This window comes from Pseudomonas sp. Ors-4-3C (genome assembly GCF_055755035.1).
Genome location: NZ_CM146900.1, coordinates 2,858,142 through 2,873,879, shown reverse-complemented (window position 1 = coordinate 2,873,879; position 15,738 = coordinate 2,858,142). Strand labels below are relative to the sequence as shown.

Annotated in this window: 13 protein-coding genes; 4 read left to right on the top strand and 9 right to left on the bottom strand. The window is 61.2% G+C overall.

Features of this window, described 5'->3' with window-relative positions; translation table 11 throughout:
* The first annotated feature begins 45 nt into the window (after positions 1 to 45).
* Positions 46 to 1,146, top strand: a complete 1,101-nt coding sequence (locus ACVHNU_RS12715; protein ID WP_003225750.1) for a polyamine ABC transporter substrate-binding protein — start codon at positions 46 to 48, stop codon at positions 1,144 to 1,146.
* Positions 1,147 to 1,648: 502 nt separating this feature from the next.
* On the opposite strand, the gene ACVHNU_RS12710 is transcribed toward ACVHNU_RS12715, so the two are convergent.
* The 3 genes from ACVHNU_RS12710 to ACVHNU_RS12700 all read right to left on the bottom strand — a co-directional run bounded on the left by ACVHNU_RS12710 (position 1,649) and on the right by ACVHNU_RS12700 (position 5,446).
* Positions 1,649 to 2,620 (bottom strand): TerC family protein, encoded by a 972-nt coding sequence (locus ACVHNU_RS12710; protein WP_473019890.1) that lies wholly within the window; start codon positions 2,618 to 2,620, stop codon positions 1,649 to 1,651.
* Positions 2,621 to 2,806: 186 nt separating this feature from the next.
* Entirely contained in the window at positions 2,807 to 4,519 is a 1,713-nt protein-coding gene (locus ACVHNU_RS12705; protein WP_473019889.1) for an amidase, read from the bottom strand.
* A gap of 138 nt (positions 4,520 to 4,657) precedes the next feature.
* The gene (locus ACVHNU_RS12700; RefSeq protein ID WP_473019888.1) at positions 4,658 to 5,446 is read right to left on the bottom strand and encodes an AraC family transcriptional regulator; all 789 of its coding nucleotides are present in this window, start codon (positions 5,444 to 5,446) and stop codon (positions 4,658 to 4,660) included.
* A gap of 84 nt (positions 5,447 to 5,530) precedes the next feature.
* Here ACVHNU_RS12700 and ACVHNU_RS12695 point away from each other — a divergent pair, with 84 nt between their 5' ends.
* Complete coding sequence (locus ACVHNU_RS12695) at positions 5,531 to 6,529, top strand: bile acid:sodium symporter family protein (protein WP_103483297.1); 999 nt, start codon at positions 5,531 to 5,533, stop codon at positions 6,527 to 6,529.
* 100 nt (positions 6,530 to 6,629) lie between these two features.
* On the opposite strand, the gene ACVHNU_RS12690 is transcribed toward ACVHNU_RS12695, so the two are convergent.
* Both ACVHNU_RS12690 and ACVHNU_RS12685 read right to left on the bottom strand, forming a co-directional pair.
* Positions 6,630 to 6,824 (bottom strand): PLDc N-terminal domain-containing protein, encoded by a 195-nt coding sequence (locus ACVHNU_RS12690; RefSeq protein WP_262143602.1) that lies wholly within the window; start codon positions 6,822 to 6,824, stop codon positions 6,630 to 6,632.
* Positions 6,825 to 6,878: 54 nt separating this feature from the next.
* On the bottom strand, positions 6,879 to 7,493 hold the full coding sequence (locus tag ACVHNU_RS12685; RefSeq protein WP_473019887.1) for a LuxR C-terminal-related transcriptional regulator: 615 nt from the start codon (positions 7,491 to 7,493) through the stop codon (positions 6,879 to 6,881).
* 113 nt (positions 7,494 to 7,606) lie between these two features.
* Between ACVHNU_RS12685 and ACVHNU_RS12680 the strand changes: the two genes are divergently transcribed.
* Positions 7,607 to 9,232, top strand: coding sequence for an ATP-binding response regulator (locus ACVHNU_RS12680; protein WP_473019886.1), 1,626 nt, complete (start codon positions 7,607 to 7,609; stop codon positions 9,230 to 9,232).
* A 2-nt stretch (positions 9,233 to 9,234) separates the two neighbouring features.
* Here the strand turns inward: ACVHNU_RS12680 and yecR are convergent, their stop codons facing one another.
* From yecR to ACVHNU_RS12660, 4 genes are all read right to left on the bottom strand, one after another.
* Complete coding sequence (gene yecR / locus ACVHNU_RS12675; RefSeq protein WP_003225737.1) at positions 9,235 to 9,543, bottom strand: YecR family lipoprotein; 309 nt, start codon at positions 9,541 to 9,543, stop codon at positions 9,235 to 9,237.
* 33 nt (positions 9,544 to 9,576) lie between these two features.
* The gene (locus tag ACVHNU_RS12670) at positions 9,577 to 9,891 is read right to left on the bottom strand and encodes a hypothetical protein (protein ID WP_003225735.1); all 315 of its coding nucleotides are present in this window, start codon (positions 9,889 to 9,891) and stop codon (positions 9,577 to 9,579) included.
* 506 nt (positions 9,892 to 10,397) lie between these two features.
* Positions 10,398 to 11,570 carry a cystathionine gamma-synthase gene (locus ACVHNU_RS12665; RefSeq protein ID WP_103520846.1) on the bottom strand — a complete coding sequence of 391 codons (1,173 nt, stop codon included), beginning with the start codon at positions 11,568 to 11,570 and terminating at the stop codon, positions 10,398 to 10,400.
* Complete coding sequence (locus ACVHNU_RS12660; RefSeq protein WP_473019885.1) at positions 11,567 to 12,943, bottom strand: pyridoxal-phosphate dependent enzyme; 1,377 nt, start codon at positions 12,941 to 12,943, stop codon at positions 11,567 to 11,569. Before ACVHNU_RS12660 ends, ACVHNU_RS12665 begins: the two co-directional genes overlap by 4 nt.
* A 392-nt stretch (positions 12,944 to 13,335) precedes the next feature.
* Between ACVHNU_RS12660 and metE the strand changes: the two genes are divergently transcribed.
* Positions 13,336 to 15,624 carry a 5-methyltetrahydropteroyltriglutamate--homocysteine S-methyltransferase gene (metE, locus tag ACVHNU_RS12655; RefSeq protein ID WP_201138501.1) on the top strand — a complete coding sequence of 763 codons (2,289 nt, stop codon included), beginning with the start codon at positions 13,336 to 13,338 and terminating at the stop codon, positions 15,622 to 15,624.
* Positions 15,625 to 15,738: the final 114 nt, after the last annotated feature.

Genomic DNA, 15,738 nt, shown 5'->3' with positions numbered 1-15,738 from the left:
AACATAAAAACCATCGATCTCACGTCGCAATCCGGGGAAACAACCATGGTCACGATGAAACGCATTCTGGGTGCCACCGTGTGTGGGCTGACGCTGCTGGCCAGCGCGGTACACGCCGAACAGCGCGAGCTGCGGGTCTACAACTGGGCGGATTACATCCTGCCGTCGGTGCCCAAGGATTTCGCTGCGAAGACCGGCATCAAAGTGACCTGGGACACCTTCGACACCAACGAATCGCTGGAGGCCAAGTTGCTCACCGGCAACTCCGGCTACGACCTGGTGGTGCCGTCGAACCAGTTCATTGACACCCAGATCAAGGCCGGCGTGTTCCAGAAACTCGACAAGTCGAAACTGCCGAACTGGAGCCACCAGGATCCGGCGCTGCTCAAGTTGCTCGACGCCAACGATCCGGGCAACCAGTATGGCGTGCCCTACATGTACGGCACGGTGCTGATCGGTTTCAACCCGGCCAAGGTCAAGGCTGCCCTCGGCGACAACGCGCCGGTGGACAGCTGGGATCTGGTGTTCAAGCCGGAGAACATGGAGAAGCTCAAATCCTGCGGCGTGGCGATGCTCGATTCGCCGTCGGAAATCCTCCCGCTGGCCCTGCATTACCTCGGCCTCGACCCGAACAGCCAGAACCCGGCCGATTATGAAAAGGCCAAGGACCTGATGCTGAAGATTCGTCCGTACGTGACCTACTTCAACTCGGCCAAGTACATGACTGACATCGCCAATGGCGACATCTGCGTGGCCATCGGCTATTCCGGTAGCTTCTACCAGTTCGGTAATCGCGCGAAAGAGGCGGGCAACGGCGTGGTGGTTGACTGGCGCTTGCCGAAGGAAGGCGCGCCGATCTGGTTCGATACTTTCGCGATTCCGAAGAGCGCGAAGAATGTCGAAGAGGCGCATGAATTCCTCAACACCTTGCTCGATCCGAAAGTCATTGCGCCGATCAGCGACTTCCTCGGCTACCCGAACGTGAACAAGGACTCGATGCCGCTGGTGAACAAAGACATCACCGGCAACCCGAACCTGACGCCAACCAGCGAGGCGCTGAAAACCCTGTACGTGGTCCAGCCACTGCCGCAAAAACTCGAGCGCGTACGCACGCGGGTGTGGACCAGCATCAAATCCGACAAGTAGCCGCACACCCTCTGGAGGAGTGAGCCTGCTCGCAAGGCGCCGGATCAGGCAACATGGATGCTGAATGTGCCGGCCCCTTCGTGAGCAAGCCCACTCCCACCCTTTGATCTCGGCCAGCCCCGGATCCTCCATCCACCAACTAACACCGGTGGGAGCGGGCTTGCTCGCGAAGGCGTCGGGTCAGTCAACATGGATGCTGAATGTGCCGGCCCCTTCGTGAGCAAGCCCACTCCCACCCTTTGATCTCGGCCAGCCCCGATCCTCCATCCACCGACTATCACCTGTGGGAGCGGGCTTGCTCGCGAAGGCGTCGGGTCAGTCAACATGGATGCTGAATGTGCCGGCCCCTTCGTGAGCAAGCCCACTCCCACCTTTTGATCTCGGCCAGCCCCGGATCCTCCATCCACTGACTATCACCTGTGGGAGCGGGCTTGCTCGCGAAGGCGTCGGGTCAGCCGACACCTTTATTGAATGCCGCACCGCATTATGAGCAGGCTCACTCCTACAGGTTTTGTGGCGCGTTTTTACTCATCACCAGACTCAACACCACCGACCCCAGAATCACCCCGCCCACCACCGCCAGCGACCATTCCACCGGCATGTGAAACCACGGCATCAGCGTCATCTTGCCGCCGATGAACACCAGCACAATCGCCAGTCCGTACTTGAATAGATGAAAGCGGTCGGCCATGTCTGCCAGCAGGAAGTACAGCGCGCGCAGTCCCATGATTGCGAAGATGTTCGAGGTGAAGACAATGAACGGATCGGTAGTGACCGCGAAGATCGCCGGGATGCTGTCGACCGCGAACATCAGGTCGCTGGCTTCGATCAGCACCAGCACCAGGAACATCGGCGTCGCCCAGCGCACGCCGTTCTGCCGCACGAAAAAGCGTTCGCCATGAAAGCCCTGAGTGATCCGCAAATGCCCGCGCACCCAGCGCAGCAACGGGTTTTTATCGAGGTCCGGTTGTTGCTCGGCGAACATCAGCATCTTGATCCCGGTGATGATCAGGAACACTCCGAAGGCATACAGCAGCCACTCGAACTGCGACACCAGCCACACCCCGGCGAAGATCATCGCCGCGCGCATCACGATCGCCCCGAGTACGCCATACAGCAGCACTCTGCGTTGCAATTCCGGCGGCACGGCGAAGTAGCTGAAAATCATCACGAAGACGAACATGTTGTCGATCGACAGCGACTGCTCGATCAAATAACCGGTGAGGAATTCCAGTGTCTTGCGCTGGGCAATCTCGGCGCCGAACTCACCGTGCAGATACCACCAGAGCAAACCGGCGAAGGCCATGGCCAGTGCGCACCAGGCGATCACCCAACAGGACGCTTCCCGCACTGAAACGCGATGTGCCTTGCGTCCGCCGAAGACGAACAGGTCCAGCGCAAGCATGGCGAGGACGAAGACGATAAACGCGCCCCACATCCATGGTTCGCCGATGTTGATGTTGGTGGTTGGCATGGCTGGCTCCCTGGCTTTTATTGAATTAGGGTCAGGCAGGGCCATGCTAGCGGCGAGTTTGGTTGTAAGAAAAATCGCTTATTTCTGATGGATAGTTCGGGAAAAGCGAAGTGTCGTAATCAGGGAGGGGGAATAGCCGCGACGGGGATTGAGACCTTTTGCGGCCTCAATCCCGTCCGTGTTCGCTTACTTGCCGGCAGTCAGCGCAGGAGTGCGCGGTGGCACCAAGCGCTTCGAGCCAGTTGCCTCAAACGCCGAGGCCAGACGCAAAAGGTTCGAGTCATCGTAGGCACGACCGGCGAAGGTCAGGCCGACCGGCATGCCGATGTCGGCCATGATGCCCATCGGCACGGTGACGGTCGGAACGCCGAGGTGACGGATCGCCAGGTTGCCGTTGGCGACCCAGATGCCGTTGCTCCAGGCGATGTCTGCCGATTCCGGATTGATATCGGCATCTGCCGGACCAACGTCTGCGTTGGTCGGGAACAGCACCGCGTCGAGTTTCAGTGCATCCATCCAGTCTTCGAGATCGAGCTTGCGGGTCTTTTCCAGACCGCGCAGGCCGTCCGGCAGGGTCGGGATCTGGTCCCACGGGGTGATGCCGCGTTGGGCCATGCGCACGTATTCGTCCATGCCGGCGGCCAGGTCGCCCTCACGGTTGGGCAGGGTGCCCGGGTCGTGCGGGAAGATCTTCGGCCCGTCGACATCGGCCAGGCGATTGAGCTTCGGATCGCCGTTGGCGCGCAGGAAATCATCGAAGGCCCAGGCCGACAGATCCCACAGTTCGTGGTGCAGGAACTCCTTGGAGACGATGCCGCGATTGAACACGGTCGGTGCGCCCGGACGATCGCCTTCGCAGTTGGAAACCAGCGGGAAGTCTACTTCGATGACTTCGGCGCCAGCCGCTTCCAGAGCAGCGCGGGCCTGTTTCCACAGGTCGATCACTGACGCACGAGTGTTGATGCGCTGCCCGGTCGGGCCGCCGATGCCTGGGGCTTCGCTGGTGCCGGCTTCAGGATCGGCGCTGATGTACATCTTCGGCACGCCGAGGCGTTTGCCGGCCAGTGCATCGGACTTCACGGCCAACTCGGCGTAGGAGGCCGGGCGCACCGAGTCGACGCTCGGGATCGGCACCCACGGCTGCAGGCGCCACAGATCGCCACGGGTGTCAGGGTCTTCCGCGACCACCACGTCGAGCACTTCGAGCAGGTCGGCCATGGTTCGGGCGTACGGCACCACCACGTCCATGGTCGGCGTCAGCGGCCAGTTGCCGCGCACCGAAATCACCCCGCGTGACGGCGTGTAGGCGCACAAACCGTTGTTCGACGCCGGGCCGCGACCACTCGACCAGGTTTCTTCCGCCAGACCGAACGCCGAGAAACTGGCGGCAGTGGCGGTGCCGGCACCGTTGGACGAGCCGGAGGCAAACGGCGCGGTCAGGTAGGCCGCGTTGTACGGACTTTCGGCACGGCCATAGACACCGCGTTGCATGCCGCCATTGGCCATCGGCGGCATATTGGTCTTGCCCAGGCAGATCGCTCCGGCGGCACGCAGGCGTTCGATGGTGAAGGCGTCGCGATGTGCCACCAGATCGGCGAATGCCGGGCTGCCCGAGGCGGCGGTCAACCCCTTGACCAGATAGCTGTCCTTGGCGGTGTAAGGGATGCCGTCGAGCGGGCCGAGGGTTTCGCCCTTGGCGCGGCGTGCATCGGACGCCTGGGCCTCTGCCAGTGCTTCGGGATTGCGTACGACCACGGCATTCAGTGCAGTGGCGGTGTTCGGGCCGTCATAGGCGTCGATCCGGGCCAGATAGGCCTGCACCAGTTCAACCGCGGTGGTCTGGCCGGCTTCGAGCGCCGCGCGTAATTGAGCAATGGAGACTTCAGTGACTTCGATCATGCTGTTACCGCCGACAGGTTCGCTAAAGGGGTGGGTCATTATGGTTATGGTCGAAACGCATAGAGAATTTCGTATGGACGAAACTCTACCCTGAACTTTGCCGAATGGCATGTGCTAATTCGATAAATATCGACAAACTCAGCGAAAAAATTCCCCCGGTGTCTCGCCAAACTGTTGCCGGAACGCAGCGATGAAAGCCGAGGTCGAGTCATAACCGCAGGCCAGAGCCACGTCGGTGACGCGTTCGCCACGTTCCAGCGGGGTCAGTGCGCCCAGCAATCGCAAGCGCTGACGCCAGGCACGGAAGGTCAGGCCGGTGTCACGTAAAAACAGGCGGCTGAGGGTTTTTTCGGTGACGCCGAATTTGTCGCTCCAATGGTGCAGCATGGTCTGCTGTTCCGGATGTTGCTCCAGGCTTTGATAGATTTGTCGCAGACGGCTGTCCTGGGGCAATGGCAGCATCAGGTCGATCTGCGGCGCCTCGGCCAGTTGATCGAGGATCACCTGGGCCAGGCGGCCATGCGCGCCGCGCTCGTCGTACTCCACCGGGACCAGACTGAACGCGCGAATCAGCTCGCGCAACAGGTCGCTGACGCCCAACACATGACAACGTTCAAGCGCCCAGCCGGCCACGCTGCAGTCGATGTACAGGCTGCGCATTTCCGTGTGCGGCGAGCTGAACACACGGTGCGGTACGCCCGCCGGAATCCACACCGCGCGCTCCGGTGGGGCAACGAAGCGCCCAGCGCCGGTCTGCACTTCGAGCACACCCTGAATCGCGTAAGACAATTGCACCCACGGGTGACTGTGGCGCCGGGTCAGTGCACGATTGGGCAGCGATTCGGTGCGCCCGTATAGAGGACGCGGCAGGCTGGGCAGTCCGGGAATGCTGCGCCGGAAGCTTTTCTCATGTCCTTTAGGCGGCATCTGTTGGCTCTTCGGCGTTAGTCGGTAATTCCCACTCACGTTAGAGTCGCAATCACGTACTGGCAACCCCCGGATGAGCAAACCATGACCCGCCCAAGATTCCTGCCCGACAACTTCACCCTGACCCTGATCAGCGTCGTGCTGCTGGCCAGTTTCCTGCCGGCCAGCGGGCAGGTCGCGGTGGGGTTTGGCTGGCTGACCAACATTGCCATCGCGCTGCTGTTCTTCCTCCACGGCGCCAAACTGTCGCGTGAATCAATCATCGCCGGTGCCGGCCACTGGCGCCTGCACCTGTTGGTGTTCGGCCTGACCTTTGTGCTGTTCCCGATCCTCGGCCTGGCATTGAAACCGCTGCTGTCTCCGCTGATAGGCGACAAGCTGTACATGGGCATGCTCTACCTCTGCGCGTTGCCCGCCACCGTGCAGTCGGCGATTGCCTTCACCTCGCTGGCCCGGGGCAATATTCCGGCAGCGATCTGCAGTGCGGCGGCCTCGAGCCTGTTCGGGATTTTCCTCACGCCGTTACTGGTGACCCTGCTGTTGAACGTACACGGCGATGGCGGCTCGACCCTCGATGCGATCCTGAAGATCAGCGTGCAACTGCTGCTGCCGTTCATTGCCGGGCAAATCGCTCGCCGCTGGATCGGTGCGTGGGTCGGACGCAACAAGAACTGGCTGAAGTTTGTCGATCAGGGTTCGATTCTGCTGGTGGTTTACAGCGCGTTCAGCGAGGCGGTCAACGAAGGCATCTGGCATCAGATCCCGGTGGTCGATCTGCTGGGGTTGGTGGTGGTCTGCTGCATCCTGCTGGCGCTGGTGCTGCTGGCGTCGACCCTGCTGGGCAAGGCGTTCGGCTTCAGTCAGGAGGATCGCATCACCATTCTGTTCTGCGGTTCGAAGAAGAGTCTGGCCACCGGCGTGCCGATGGCGCAGGTGTTGTTTGCCGGCAGCACCATCGGCGTGTTGATTCTGCCGCTGATGCTGTTCCATCAGATTCAGCTAATGGTTTGTGCGGTGCTGGCGCAGCGTTATGCCAAGCGGCCGGAATCGGTGCCGGAGTTGATGGCGCAGGTTGATCCATAAACACTGCTTCCCTGTAGGAGCTGCCGCAGGCTGCGATCTTTTGACTTTCAAGATCAAAAGATCGCAGCCTGCGGCAGCTCCTACAGGGGATTTTGTTGTGTCAATCCTGAGTAACGTGTTTCGGCCCGGCCAGTGCCCAGGCGATCAGGCCAAACAACGGCACGAACACGATGGCGATAATCCACACGCCTTTGTTGCTGCCTTTACCGGCGCTTTTGCGCACCCGGTTGATCGCCCACAATTCAATGAGCACAAGAACGGCGGCGAGTACGATCCAGACGGGTTCAATTTGCATGGGCTACCTCCTGATGGTCTTTCAGTTAGGTGAGCCTCGGCGCGCAGGGTTCATTTAAATTGCGCCACTGCCTCCCGAATACTTCACCGCCGCGGCTGCCCGCGACGGCACATTGAGCGTGCGCAACAACGACGACACATGGATGCGCACGGTGAACGGCGAGATATCCAGTTCCCGGGCGATTTCCTTGTTGGTCTTGCCTTGGGCGATCAGCCGCAACACATCCTGCTGACGCGGGGTGAGGGCGGTGCCGGTCTCCAGCGGCAACAGCCCGGAAGGCGCAAACCTGACCAGCACTTCGCCTTCACGGATCGCCAGAATCGCTTCGCCGATCTCATCCGGGGCGATGTTCTTGCCGATGAAACCGTCGATGCCGGCCGCCATCACTTCACTGATCAGCGCCTCGTCGTCGACCATCGACACCACGATCAGCGTGGTGCGCGGCAGTTTTCGGCGCAGGTCGGCGAGTTGGCTGATGCAGGTCAGGCCAGGGAAGCGCAGGTCGAGAATCAACGTGTCCGGTTCGCTGCCGTTGGGCAGCAAGGCCAGCACGGCGTCGAGGTCCCCGGCTTCTTCGATAGTCGCTTCGGGCAGCAGGCGCTGCACGGTGCGCAGCATGGCCTCGCGAAACATCGGGTGATCGTCGGCTATGATGATGCGGCATGTCATGGCGTGACCCTCCCTGGATCAGTGTTGTTTATGGCATGCACCATAGCACCGCGCGCCAGGGTCGCCTGTCGATTGGTGTTGAATCTGACGACTGTTGCACAAGGACGTTGCCCATGAAGTTCGAGAAAAACACCGAACTCGACCAGGCCAATCTGCGGATCATCATCGCCAGCATTGCCATGGTTTACATCGGCGTGCTCGGTTTGCTGCCGGGTCAGCGCTTCGATACTTATCTGCCGGTAATGACTTACATCTTCGTGTTTCTGCTGGTGTCGGTCGGCTTGCGCCAGGCCATTGCGCGCTGGCCCGGGCATTACCCGGCGCGGCGGATTTTCGGCATGGTCCACGATTACACCGGCACCTGTTTCGGCCTGGTGCTCGGCGGTGAAGCGGCGTTGCCGCTGTATGCAGTGATCATCTGGGTCAATCTGGGCAACGGCATGCGCTACGGCTCGCGCTATCTGGCGATTGCCACCGGTCTGGCGCTGGTGGCGCTGCTGGCGGTGTATCGCTTGACGCCGGTGTGGCAGGCGCAACCGTTCATGGTGTTGATGTTGATGCTCACCAGCACGGTGATCCCGTTCTACGCGCACTTGCTGCTGGAGCGCACGCGCAAGGCGTCGGAAGAAGCCGTCGCGGCCAATCTGGAAAAGTCGCGGTTTCTCGCCCAGGCCAGTCACGATCTGCGTCAACCGATTCACTCCATCGGTCTGTTTACGGCGTGCCTGCGCGAGTCGCGGCTGGGCGAGCAGGAGCGGCAACTGGTCGACAACATCGACCGTTCGTTGCTCAACGTCTCGCAGTTGTTCCGTTCGATTCTCGACCTTTACACCCTCGACAACGGGCGCATCCTGCCGAGGCTGCAGGTGTTCAATCTCGGCGAGTGGCTGGCCGACCTGATCCGCCAGAACGCCGAGGCCGCGCGCTGGGCCGGCGTGGAGTTGCGTCTGCGCCCGTGCAAACACTGGGTGCAGAGCGATCCGGCATTGCTCGCGACCATGGTGCAGAACGTGCTCTCCAACTGCTTCAAGTACGGCGCGCAACGCCCGGTGCTGATTGGCGTGCGCAAACGCGGCGCCGGGCTGGCCATCGTGATTTATGACCGCGGCAACGGCATTGCCGAGGAGCATCTGCCGAAAGTGTTCGAGGAGTTTTATCGGGTGCGTCAGGTGCGCGACAAAGACGTGGAAGGCGTCGGCCTCGGGCTGTCGATCGTCAAGCGTCTGGGGCAGTTGATTGGCGTCGATGTCGCGTTGCGCTCGCAGCTTGGGCGCGGCACGGCGGTCACGCTGTACGGCTTGCCGCTGGCCATGGCACCCCAGTTGCCGGTCAATCGTGACGATGTGCGGCAGGTCGGCCTGTTGACCGGGCTGAAGGTGTGTCTGGTGGAAGATGACCGCAACGTGTTGCTGGCGACGTCCGCGCTGCTGGAGCGCTGGGGCTGCGTGGTGCAGGGCGAGTTGAGCGGACAGGGTCTGGTCACCGATTGCGACATCATCGTCGCCGATTACGATCTGGGAACGCATTCCACGGGTATCGAGTGCATTGACGCTGTGCGGCGCCAGCGTGGTTTTGCGGTGCCGGCGATGATCATCACCGGGCATGACATCGAGAAAATACAGGCGGCCTTGCACGACCGCCAAATTGCCATCCTGTCCAAACCGGTACGCCCGGCCGAGCTGCGCGCGACCTTGCGAACCCTGCGCGACCGGCAAACCGAGCCGGCCGAGCAGGTCTGATTTCAACGCTTGCAGAGGTAGTCCTGAGTGATGGTGGTTTGCAGGCAGTTGAACTGGCCCATGGTGCGGCAGATATTTTTCTCCGAACCGGTCACCTCGGCGTTCTTGTAGCCCCAGGTCTTGCAGCGCTCCATCGCGACAGTCAGGCCTTGCGCGGCGTTGGTTTGGCCGCTTTCAAACTGGCCCAATTCATAGGAGACCTGGACGACACCGTCGTTCTTGCTGCCGCCGGTGGCTTCCCACTGTTTGGGCGTGGCGCAGCCGCTCAGGGCGAGGGCGGTGAGGGTGAGAGTTGCGATCAGGGTTTTCATGATGGAACATAGTCCTTTACCGGGGATGAGGGATTACTGGAACGGAATCGGCGAGGCGCCTTTCGGCAGGCACGACAGTGGCGGGCTCATGATGCCCATGCTCGCCACGGCGACAATCGCGCCGCTGGGCAACTCGCAGTTGTACTCGCCGGCCGGGGTGTAGGCGGTGTAGTAGGTGAGGGTACTGTCGCTGCGGATGTTGTCGATTTTCGACACCGGTTTACCGATGACCGTCTGGGCCCGCTCTTTCATGCTGGCTTCGGTGGGCTTGGCGGTCTGGCAGCCGCTGGCGCCAAGCAGCAGAGCGCTGACGATGGCCACTCTGCAGAGGTTGGAATGCAGTTTCATGGTGTTTCTTCCTTGGTGTTGTTCTGATTTCCAGGCACAACGATCCCGCGCACTGCACAGCGGCAATGTTGGGGAGCATCGGGGGTTGCGAGGGAATATAACGCCGGGTGGCGGGGCGGTCGATTAGCACAAATGTGCTAGTGCGACCTGAGGCGATAGTCGTTTCGCTTCCTTGCAGGCCGGTGCAAAAAAGGAAATCAGTCTAAAAACACTGAGGCGGATCTTGTGGCTTTTGCTAGGCTCAAGGATGTAGGCGAAGACGCAGACTGATGCGCAAGCGGATAGCAAGGGGACGTGGGGCGCGTTCCGAAGGGTACACGGTTAGAAAGATCTCCGCGCTGAGATCCAGCCCTTATGCCGTGTGAGGCAGCAGAGCACCGCTCTTTTTCCATGGTTGCTTTTGTACTGTGAGAGGCCCGATAAACCTTGTAAGCCAGAGACCAGCACTGGCCGCCTGCTCGAACACCAAAGCCCGCATTGCTGCGGGCTTTGTCGTTGTTGCAGGATCAGATTTTCGTCAGTGCGTGCGCCAGATCGGCGCGCAGGTCTTCGAGGTCTTCGACACCCACCGACAGACGCACCAGGCCATCGCCGATTCCAAGTTTTGCGCGGGTTTCAGCGGGAATGGTCGCGTGGGTCATGATCGCCGGGTGCTCGATCAGGCTTTCGACACCGCCGAGGCTTTCGGCCAGGGCGAAGATCTTCACGTTTTCCAGAAAGCGCCGTGCGCCCTCCAGATCACTGTTCAGATCCACCGAGATCATCCCGCCAAAACCGTGCATCTGCCGCTTGGCCAACTCATGTTGCGGGTGCGACGGCAGGCCCGGGTAGTAGACGCGTTTGACCTGCGGTTGCTGTTCCAGCCACTTGGCCAGTTCCAGCGCGTTGCTGCAATGACGCTCCATGCGCAGCGCCAGGGTTTTTACCCCGCGCAGGGTCAGGAATGCGTCGAACGGGCCGGAGATCGCGCCGACCGCGTTTTGCAGGAAGCCGAGTTTTTCCGCCAGTTCAGGGTTCTGCCCAACCACTGCGATACCACCGATCACGTCGGAGTGACCGTTCAGGTACTTGGTGGTCGAGTGCAGCACGATGTCGAAACCCAGTTCCAGCGGGCGCTGAATGTACGGGCTGGCAAAGGTGTTGTCGGCGACGCTGATGATCCCGCGTGCACGGCAGATGCGCGCAATCGCGGCCAGATCCGACAGGCTCAGCAGCGGGTTGGTCGGGGACTCGACAATCACCAGGCGTGTGTCGTCCTGCAGCGCCGCTTCGAACGCCGACAGGTCAGTCAGATCGACGTAGCTGAAACGATGCCCGGCACTGCGCTGGCGCACCTTGTCGAACAGGCGGAACGTGCCGCCGTACAGGTCATTGCCGGAGATCACGTGCGATCCGGCATCGATCAGTTCGAGGACAGTGGAAATCGTCGCCAGCCCGGAAGCGAAAGCGAAGGCGCGGGTGCCACCTTCCAGATCCGCCACACAGCGCTCCAGGGCAAAGCGCGTCGGGTTGTGCGAGCGCCCGTAGTCGAAGCCCTTGTGTACGCCGGGGCTGTCTTGCAGGTACGTGGAGTTGGCGTAGATCGGCGGCATCAGCGCACCGGTGGTCGGGTCAGGCTCTTGCCCGGCGTGGATCACCCGGGTCGCGAAGCCTTGGGATTTATCGTCGTGCTGACTCATGCGAGGGATCTCCGTAATTGGTTGAGCATGTCGGTGCGGGTGATCAGGCCGTGGAAGCCCGAGGCGTCGGCGATGATCGCCACCAGGCCGCGACTGAGCACTGATTCCAGCTCAGAAAGGGGCGCACCGGGGGCGAGGGTTTGCAGCTTGTCGGTCATCACGCTGGAGACCGACTGACTGAAGCGCGCGGCGTCTTCGTGCACGGGCAGCAGGATGTCCGATTCGTCGATCACGCCGACCAGTTGTTTGCCTTCAACCAGCACCGGCAGTTGCGAAACGTCCGCCAGACGCATGCGCTGGAACGCCGTCAGCAAGGTGTCGTCAGGGCCGACGCTGATCACGCGGCCATCTTCGAAACGTCGGGCGATCAGATCGCGCAGGTCGCCATAGCGTTTGCGCTGCAACAGGCCCTGATCGGTCATCCACTGGTCGTTGTAGACCTTCGACAGATAACGCGTGCCGGTGTCGCAGACGAAGCTGACCACGCGTTTCGGCTCGGTCTGTTCGCGGCAGTAACGCAGCGCGGCGGCGAGCAGGGTGCCGGTCGACGAGCCACCGAGAATGCCTTCGGCGCGCAGCAACTGGCGCGCGTGGTCGAAGCTTTCTTCATCGCTGATCGAGTAGGCGTGGCGCACGCTGCTGAGGTCGGTGATCGACGGAATGAAATCTTCGCCGATGCCTTCCACCGCCCACGAACCGGGGGTCGGCATCGTACCGTCACGGCTGTACTGAGCCATTACCGAACCGACCGGGTCGGCGAGGACCATCTCCAGATCCGGTTGTACGCGTTTGAAGAAGCGACTCAGGCCGGTCAGAGTGCCGGAGGAACCGACACCGACCACGATCGCGTCCAGATCATGCTCGGTCTGCGCCCAGATCTCCGGCGCGGTGCTGCACTCGTGTGCCAGCGGGTTGGCGGGGTTGTTGAACTGGTCGGCGAAGAACGCGCCGGGAATGTCTTTTGCCAGTCGTGCGGCCACGTCCTGGTAATACTCGAGGTGGCCCTTGCCGACGTCCGAGCGGGTGATGTGCACTTCGGCGCCCATGGCTTTCAAGTGCAGGACTTTCTCGGTGGACATTTTGTCCGGGACTACCAGCACCACGCGGTAGCCTTTAGCGCGACCGACCAGTGCCAGGCCCAGACCGGTGTTGCCGGCGGTGGCCTCGACGATGGTGCCACCCGGTTGCAGGCGGCCGTCGCGTTCAGCGGCATCGATCATCGCCAGACCGACGCGGTCCTTGATCGAGCCGCCGGGGTTTTGTGATTCCAGTTTGAGAAACAGTGTGCAGAGGCCGGTATCGAAGCGGGTAACTTGTACCAGCGGCGTATTGCCGATCAGCCCAAGTACGGCAGGGCGTGAATCCTTTGACATTTCTTCACCTCTTGTAGTGGTGTTGATCGCGTTCCATTCGCGGGGAAAAGCTCGCGTGCAACATAGGCGCAGACATGATCTGTCGCAACCTTTAGTCAGCCGCCGATACAGCCATTTCGATCTAACCATAGAACAGAATCGAAGCCTGCAAAGGCTGGGTTCCAGAGGGTTTACATCAAGGCGCCATTGAGTATTCAAAGGGCGTCGTAACCGTCCCCCACAGCTTGATATGCGGACGAATATCCTGCAGGGCAAACGGTGTTTTAAGCGAGCACACAGCTGATGACTGATCATGAGAGAAACTCGTGATCATCAAGATTAAAATGAGTTTGTCTCACTAGCGCTCGATCCCGACAATGGCCGCCATCAACAAGACATTGGAGTTGTTTGTCATGGCACTGGCCCATTCACTCGGATTTCCGCGCATCGGTCGCGACCGCGAACTGAAAAAAGCGCAAGAGGCGTTCTGGAAAGGAGAACTGAACGAGGCCGGCCTGCGTGAAGTGGGTCGCGAGTTGCGCAAGGCCCACTGGGCGTTGCAGAAGAACGCCGGGATCGAGCTGCTGCCGGTGGGCGATTTCGCCTGGTACGACCAGGTGCTGACCCACTCGCTGATGTTCGGGGTGATCCCCGAGCGTTTCCGTCCGCACGATGGCAAGGCCAGCCTGCAGACCCTGTTCAGCATGGCCCGTGGCGTCAGCGACAGTTGCTGCGGCGGTGCGCACGCGCAGGAAATGACCAAGTGGTTCGACACCAACTACCACTATCTGGTCCCGGAATTCAGCGTTGATCAACAGTTCCAGCTCGGCTGGGAGCAGTTGTTCGAAGAGGTCGAAGAAGCCCGCGCACTGGGGCATAACGTCAAACCGGTGATCATCGGGCCACTGACTTATTTGTGGCTGGGCAAGGCCAAAGGCGCCGAGTTCGACAAGCTGGAACTGCTCGATCGCCTGCTGCCGCTGTACGGGCAGATTTTCGCGCGGCTTGCCGCCCTCGGCGTGGAATGGGTGCAGATCGACGAGCCGATTCTGGTGCTCGACTTGCCGCAGGAGTGGAAGAACGCTTTCGAGCGTGCCTACAACCAGATCCAGCGTGATCCGCTGAAGAAACTGCTCGCCACCTACTTCGGTGGTCTGGAAGAAAACCTCGGTCTGGCCGCCAATCTGCCGGTCGATGGCCTGCACATCGATCTGGTGCGTGCAGCGGAACAGTATCCGACCATCCTTGATCGCCTGCCGGCCTATAAAGTGCTGTCGCTGGGTGTGGTCAACGGTCGCAACGTCTGGCGCTGCGATCTGGAACATGCGCTGGCGACTTTGCAGCATGCACATGAGCGCCTGGGTGATCGCCTGTGGGTCGCGCCGTCCTGCTCGTTGCTGCACAGCCCGGTGGATCTGGGCCGTGAAGACAAACTCGATGCGGAGTTGAAAAGCTGGCTGGCGTTTGCCGTGCAGAAGTGCGAGGAAGTCGCGGTGCTGGCGCAGGCGGTCAACCAGCCGGAAGCGCCGAAAGTGCTGCGCGCCTTGGCCCAAAGTCGCTCGGTGCAGACCAGTCGCGCCGCCTCGCCACGCATTCATAAACCGGCGGTGCAGGCCCGTGTGGCGGCCATTACCGCGCAGGACAGTCAGCGCCAATCGCCATTTACCCAGCGCATTGCCCAACAACGCGCCGGTCTTGATCTGCCGCTGTTTCCGACCACGACTATCGGTTCGTTCCCGCAAACCGCGTCGATCCGTCTGGCGCGGCAGTCGTTCAAGCAAGGCAAGCTCAGCGAAGCCGAATACACCGAAGCCATGTACAGCGAAATTCGCCACGCCGTACAAATCCAGGAACAGTTGGGCCTCGATGTGCTGGTGCACGGTGAAGCCGAGCGCAACGACATGGTCGAGTACTTCGCCGAGCAACTCGACGGCTACGCGTTCACCCGTTTTGGCTGGGTACAGAGCTACGGTTCGCGCTGCGTGAAACCGGCGGTGATCTTCGGTGATTTGAGCCGTCCGCAAGCCATGACCGTGGAGTGGATTCGCTACGCGCAGGGCCTGACCGGCAAGGTCATGAAAGGCATGCTGACGGGGCCTGTGACCATGCTGATGTGGTCGTTCCCGCGCGAAGATGTGTCCCGTGAAGTGCAGGCGCGGCAACTGGCGCTGGCGCTCCGTGACGAAGTGGTGGATCTGGAAGCCGCCGGGATCAGGATCGTGCAGATCGACGAAGCCGCATTCCGCGAAGGTCTGCCGCTGCGCCGCGCGCAATGGCAGCACTATCTGGACTGGGCAACCGAAGCGTTCCGCCTGTGTGCCTCCGGTGTACGCGACGAAACGCAGATCCACACGCACATGTGCTACAGCGAATTCAATGATGTGATCGAGTCCATCGCCGCGATGGACGCCGACGTGATCACCATCGAAACCTCGCGCTCGGACATGGAACTGCTGGAGGCGTTCGAGGCCTTCGATTACCCGAACGAGATCGGCCCGGGCGTCTACGACATCCACTCGCCACGGGTGCCGGATGCTTCGGAAATGGCCAACCTGCTGCGCAAGGCAGCGCAGCGGATTCCGGCGGAACGGTTGTGGGTCAATCCGGATTGCGGCTTGAAAACCCGTGGCTGGCCGGAGACAGAAGCGGCGTTGGTGCACATGGTTGCCGCTGCCCGCCAGTTGCGCAAAGAATTGGCGTAAAGCGCTAACTCCGTCTCTGTGGGAGCGGGCTTGCTCGCGAAAGCGGAGTGTCAGCTAAATAATTTTCGACTGACACTCCGCCTTCGCGAGCAAGCCCGCTCCCACACTGGAGTG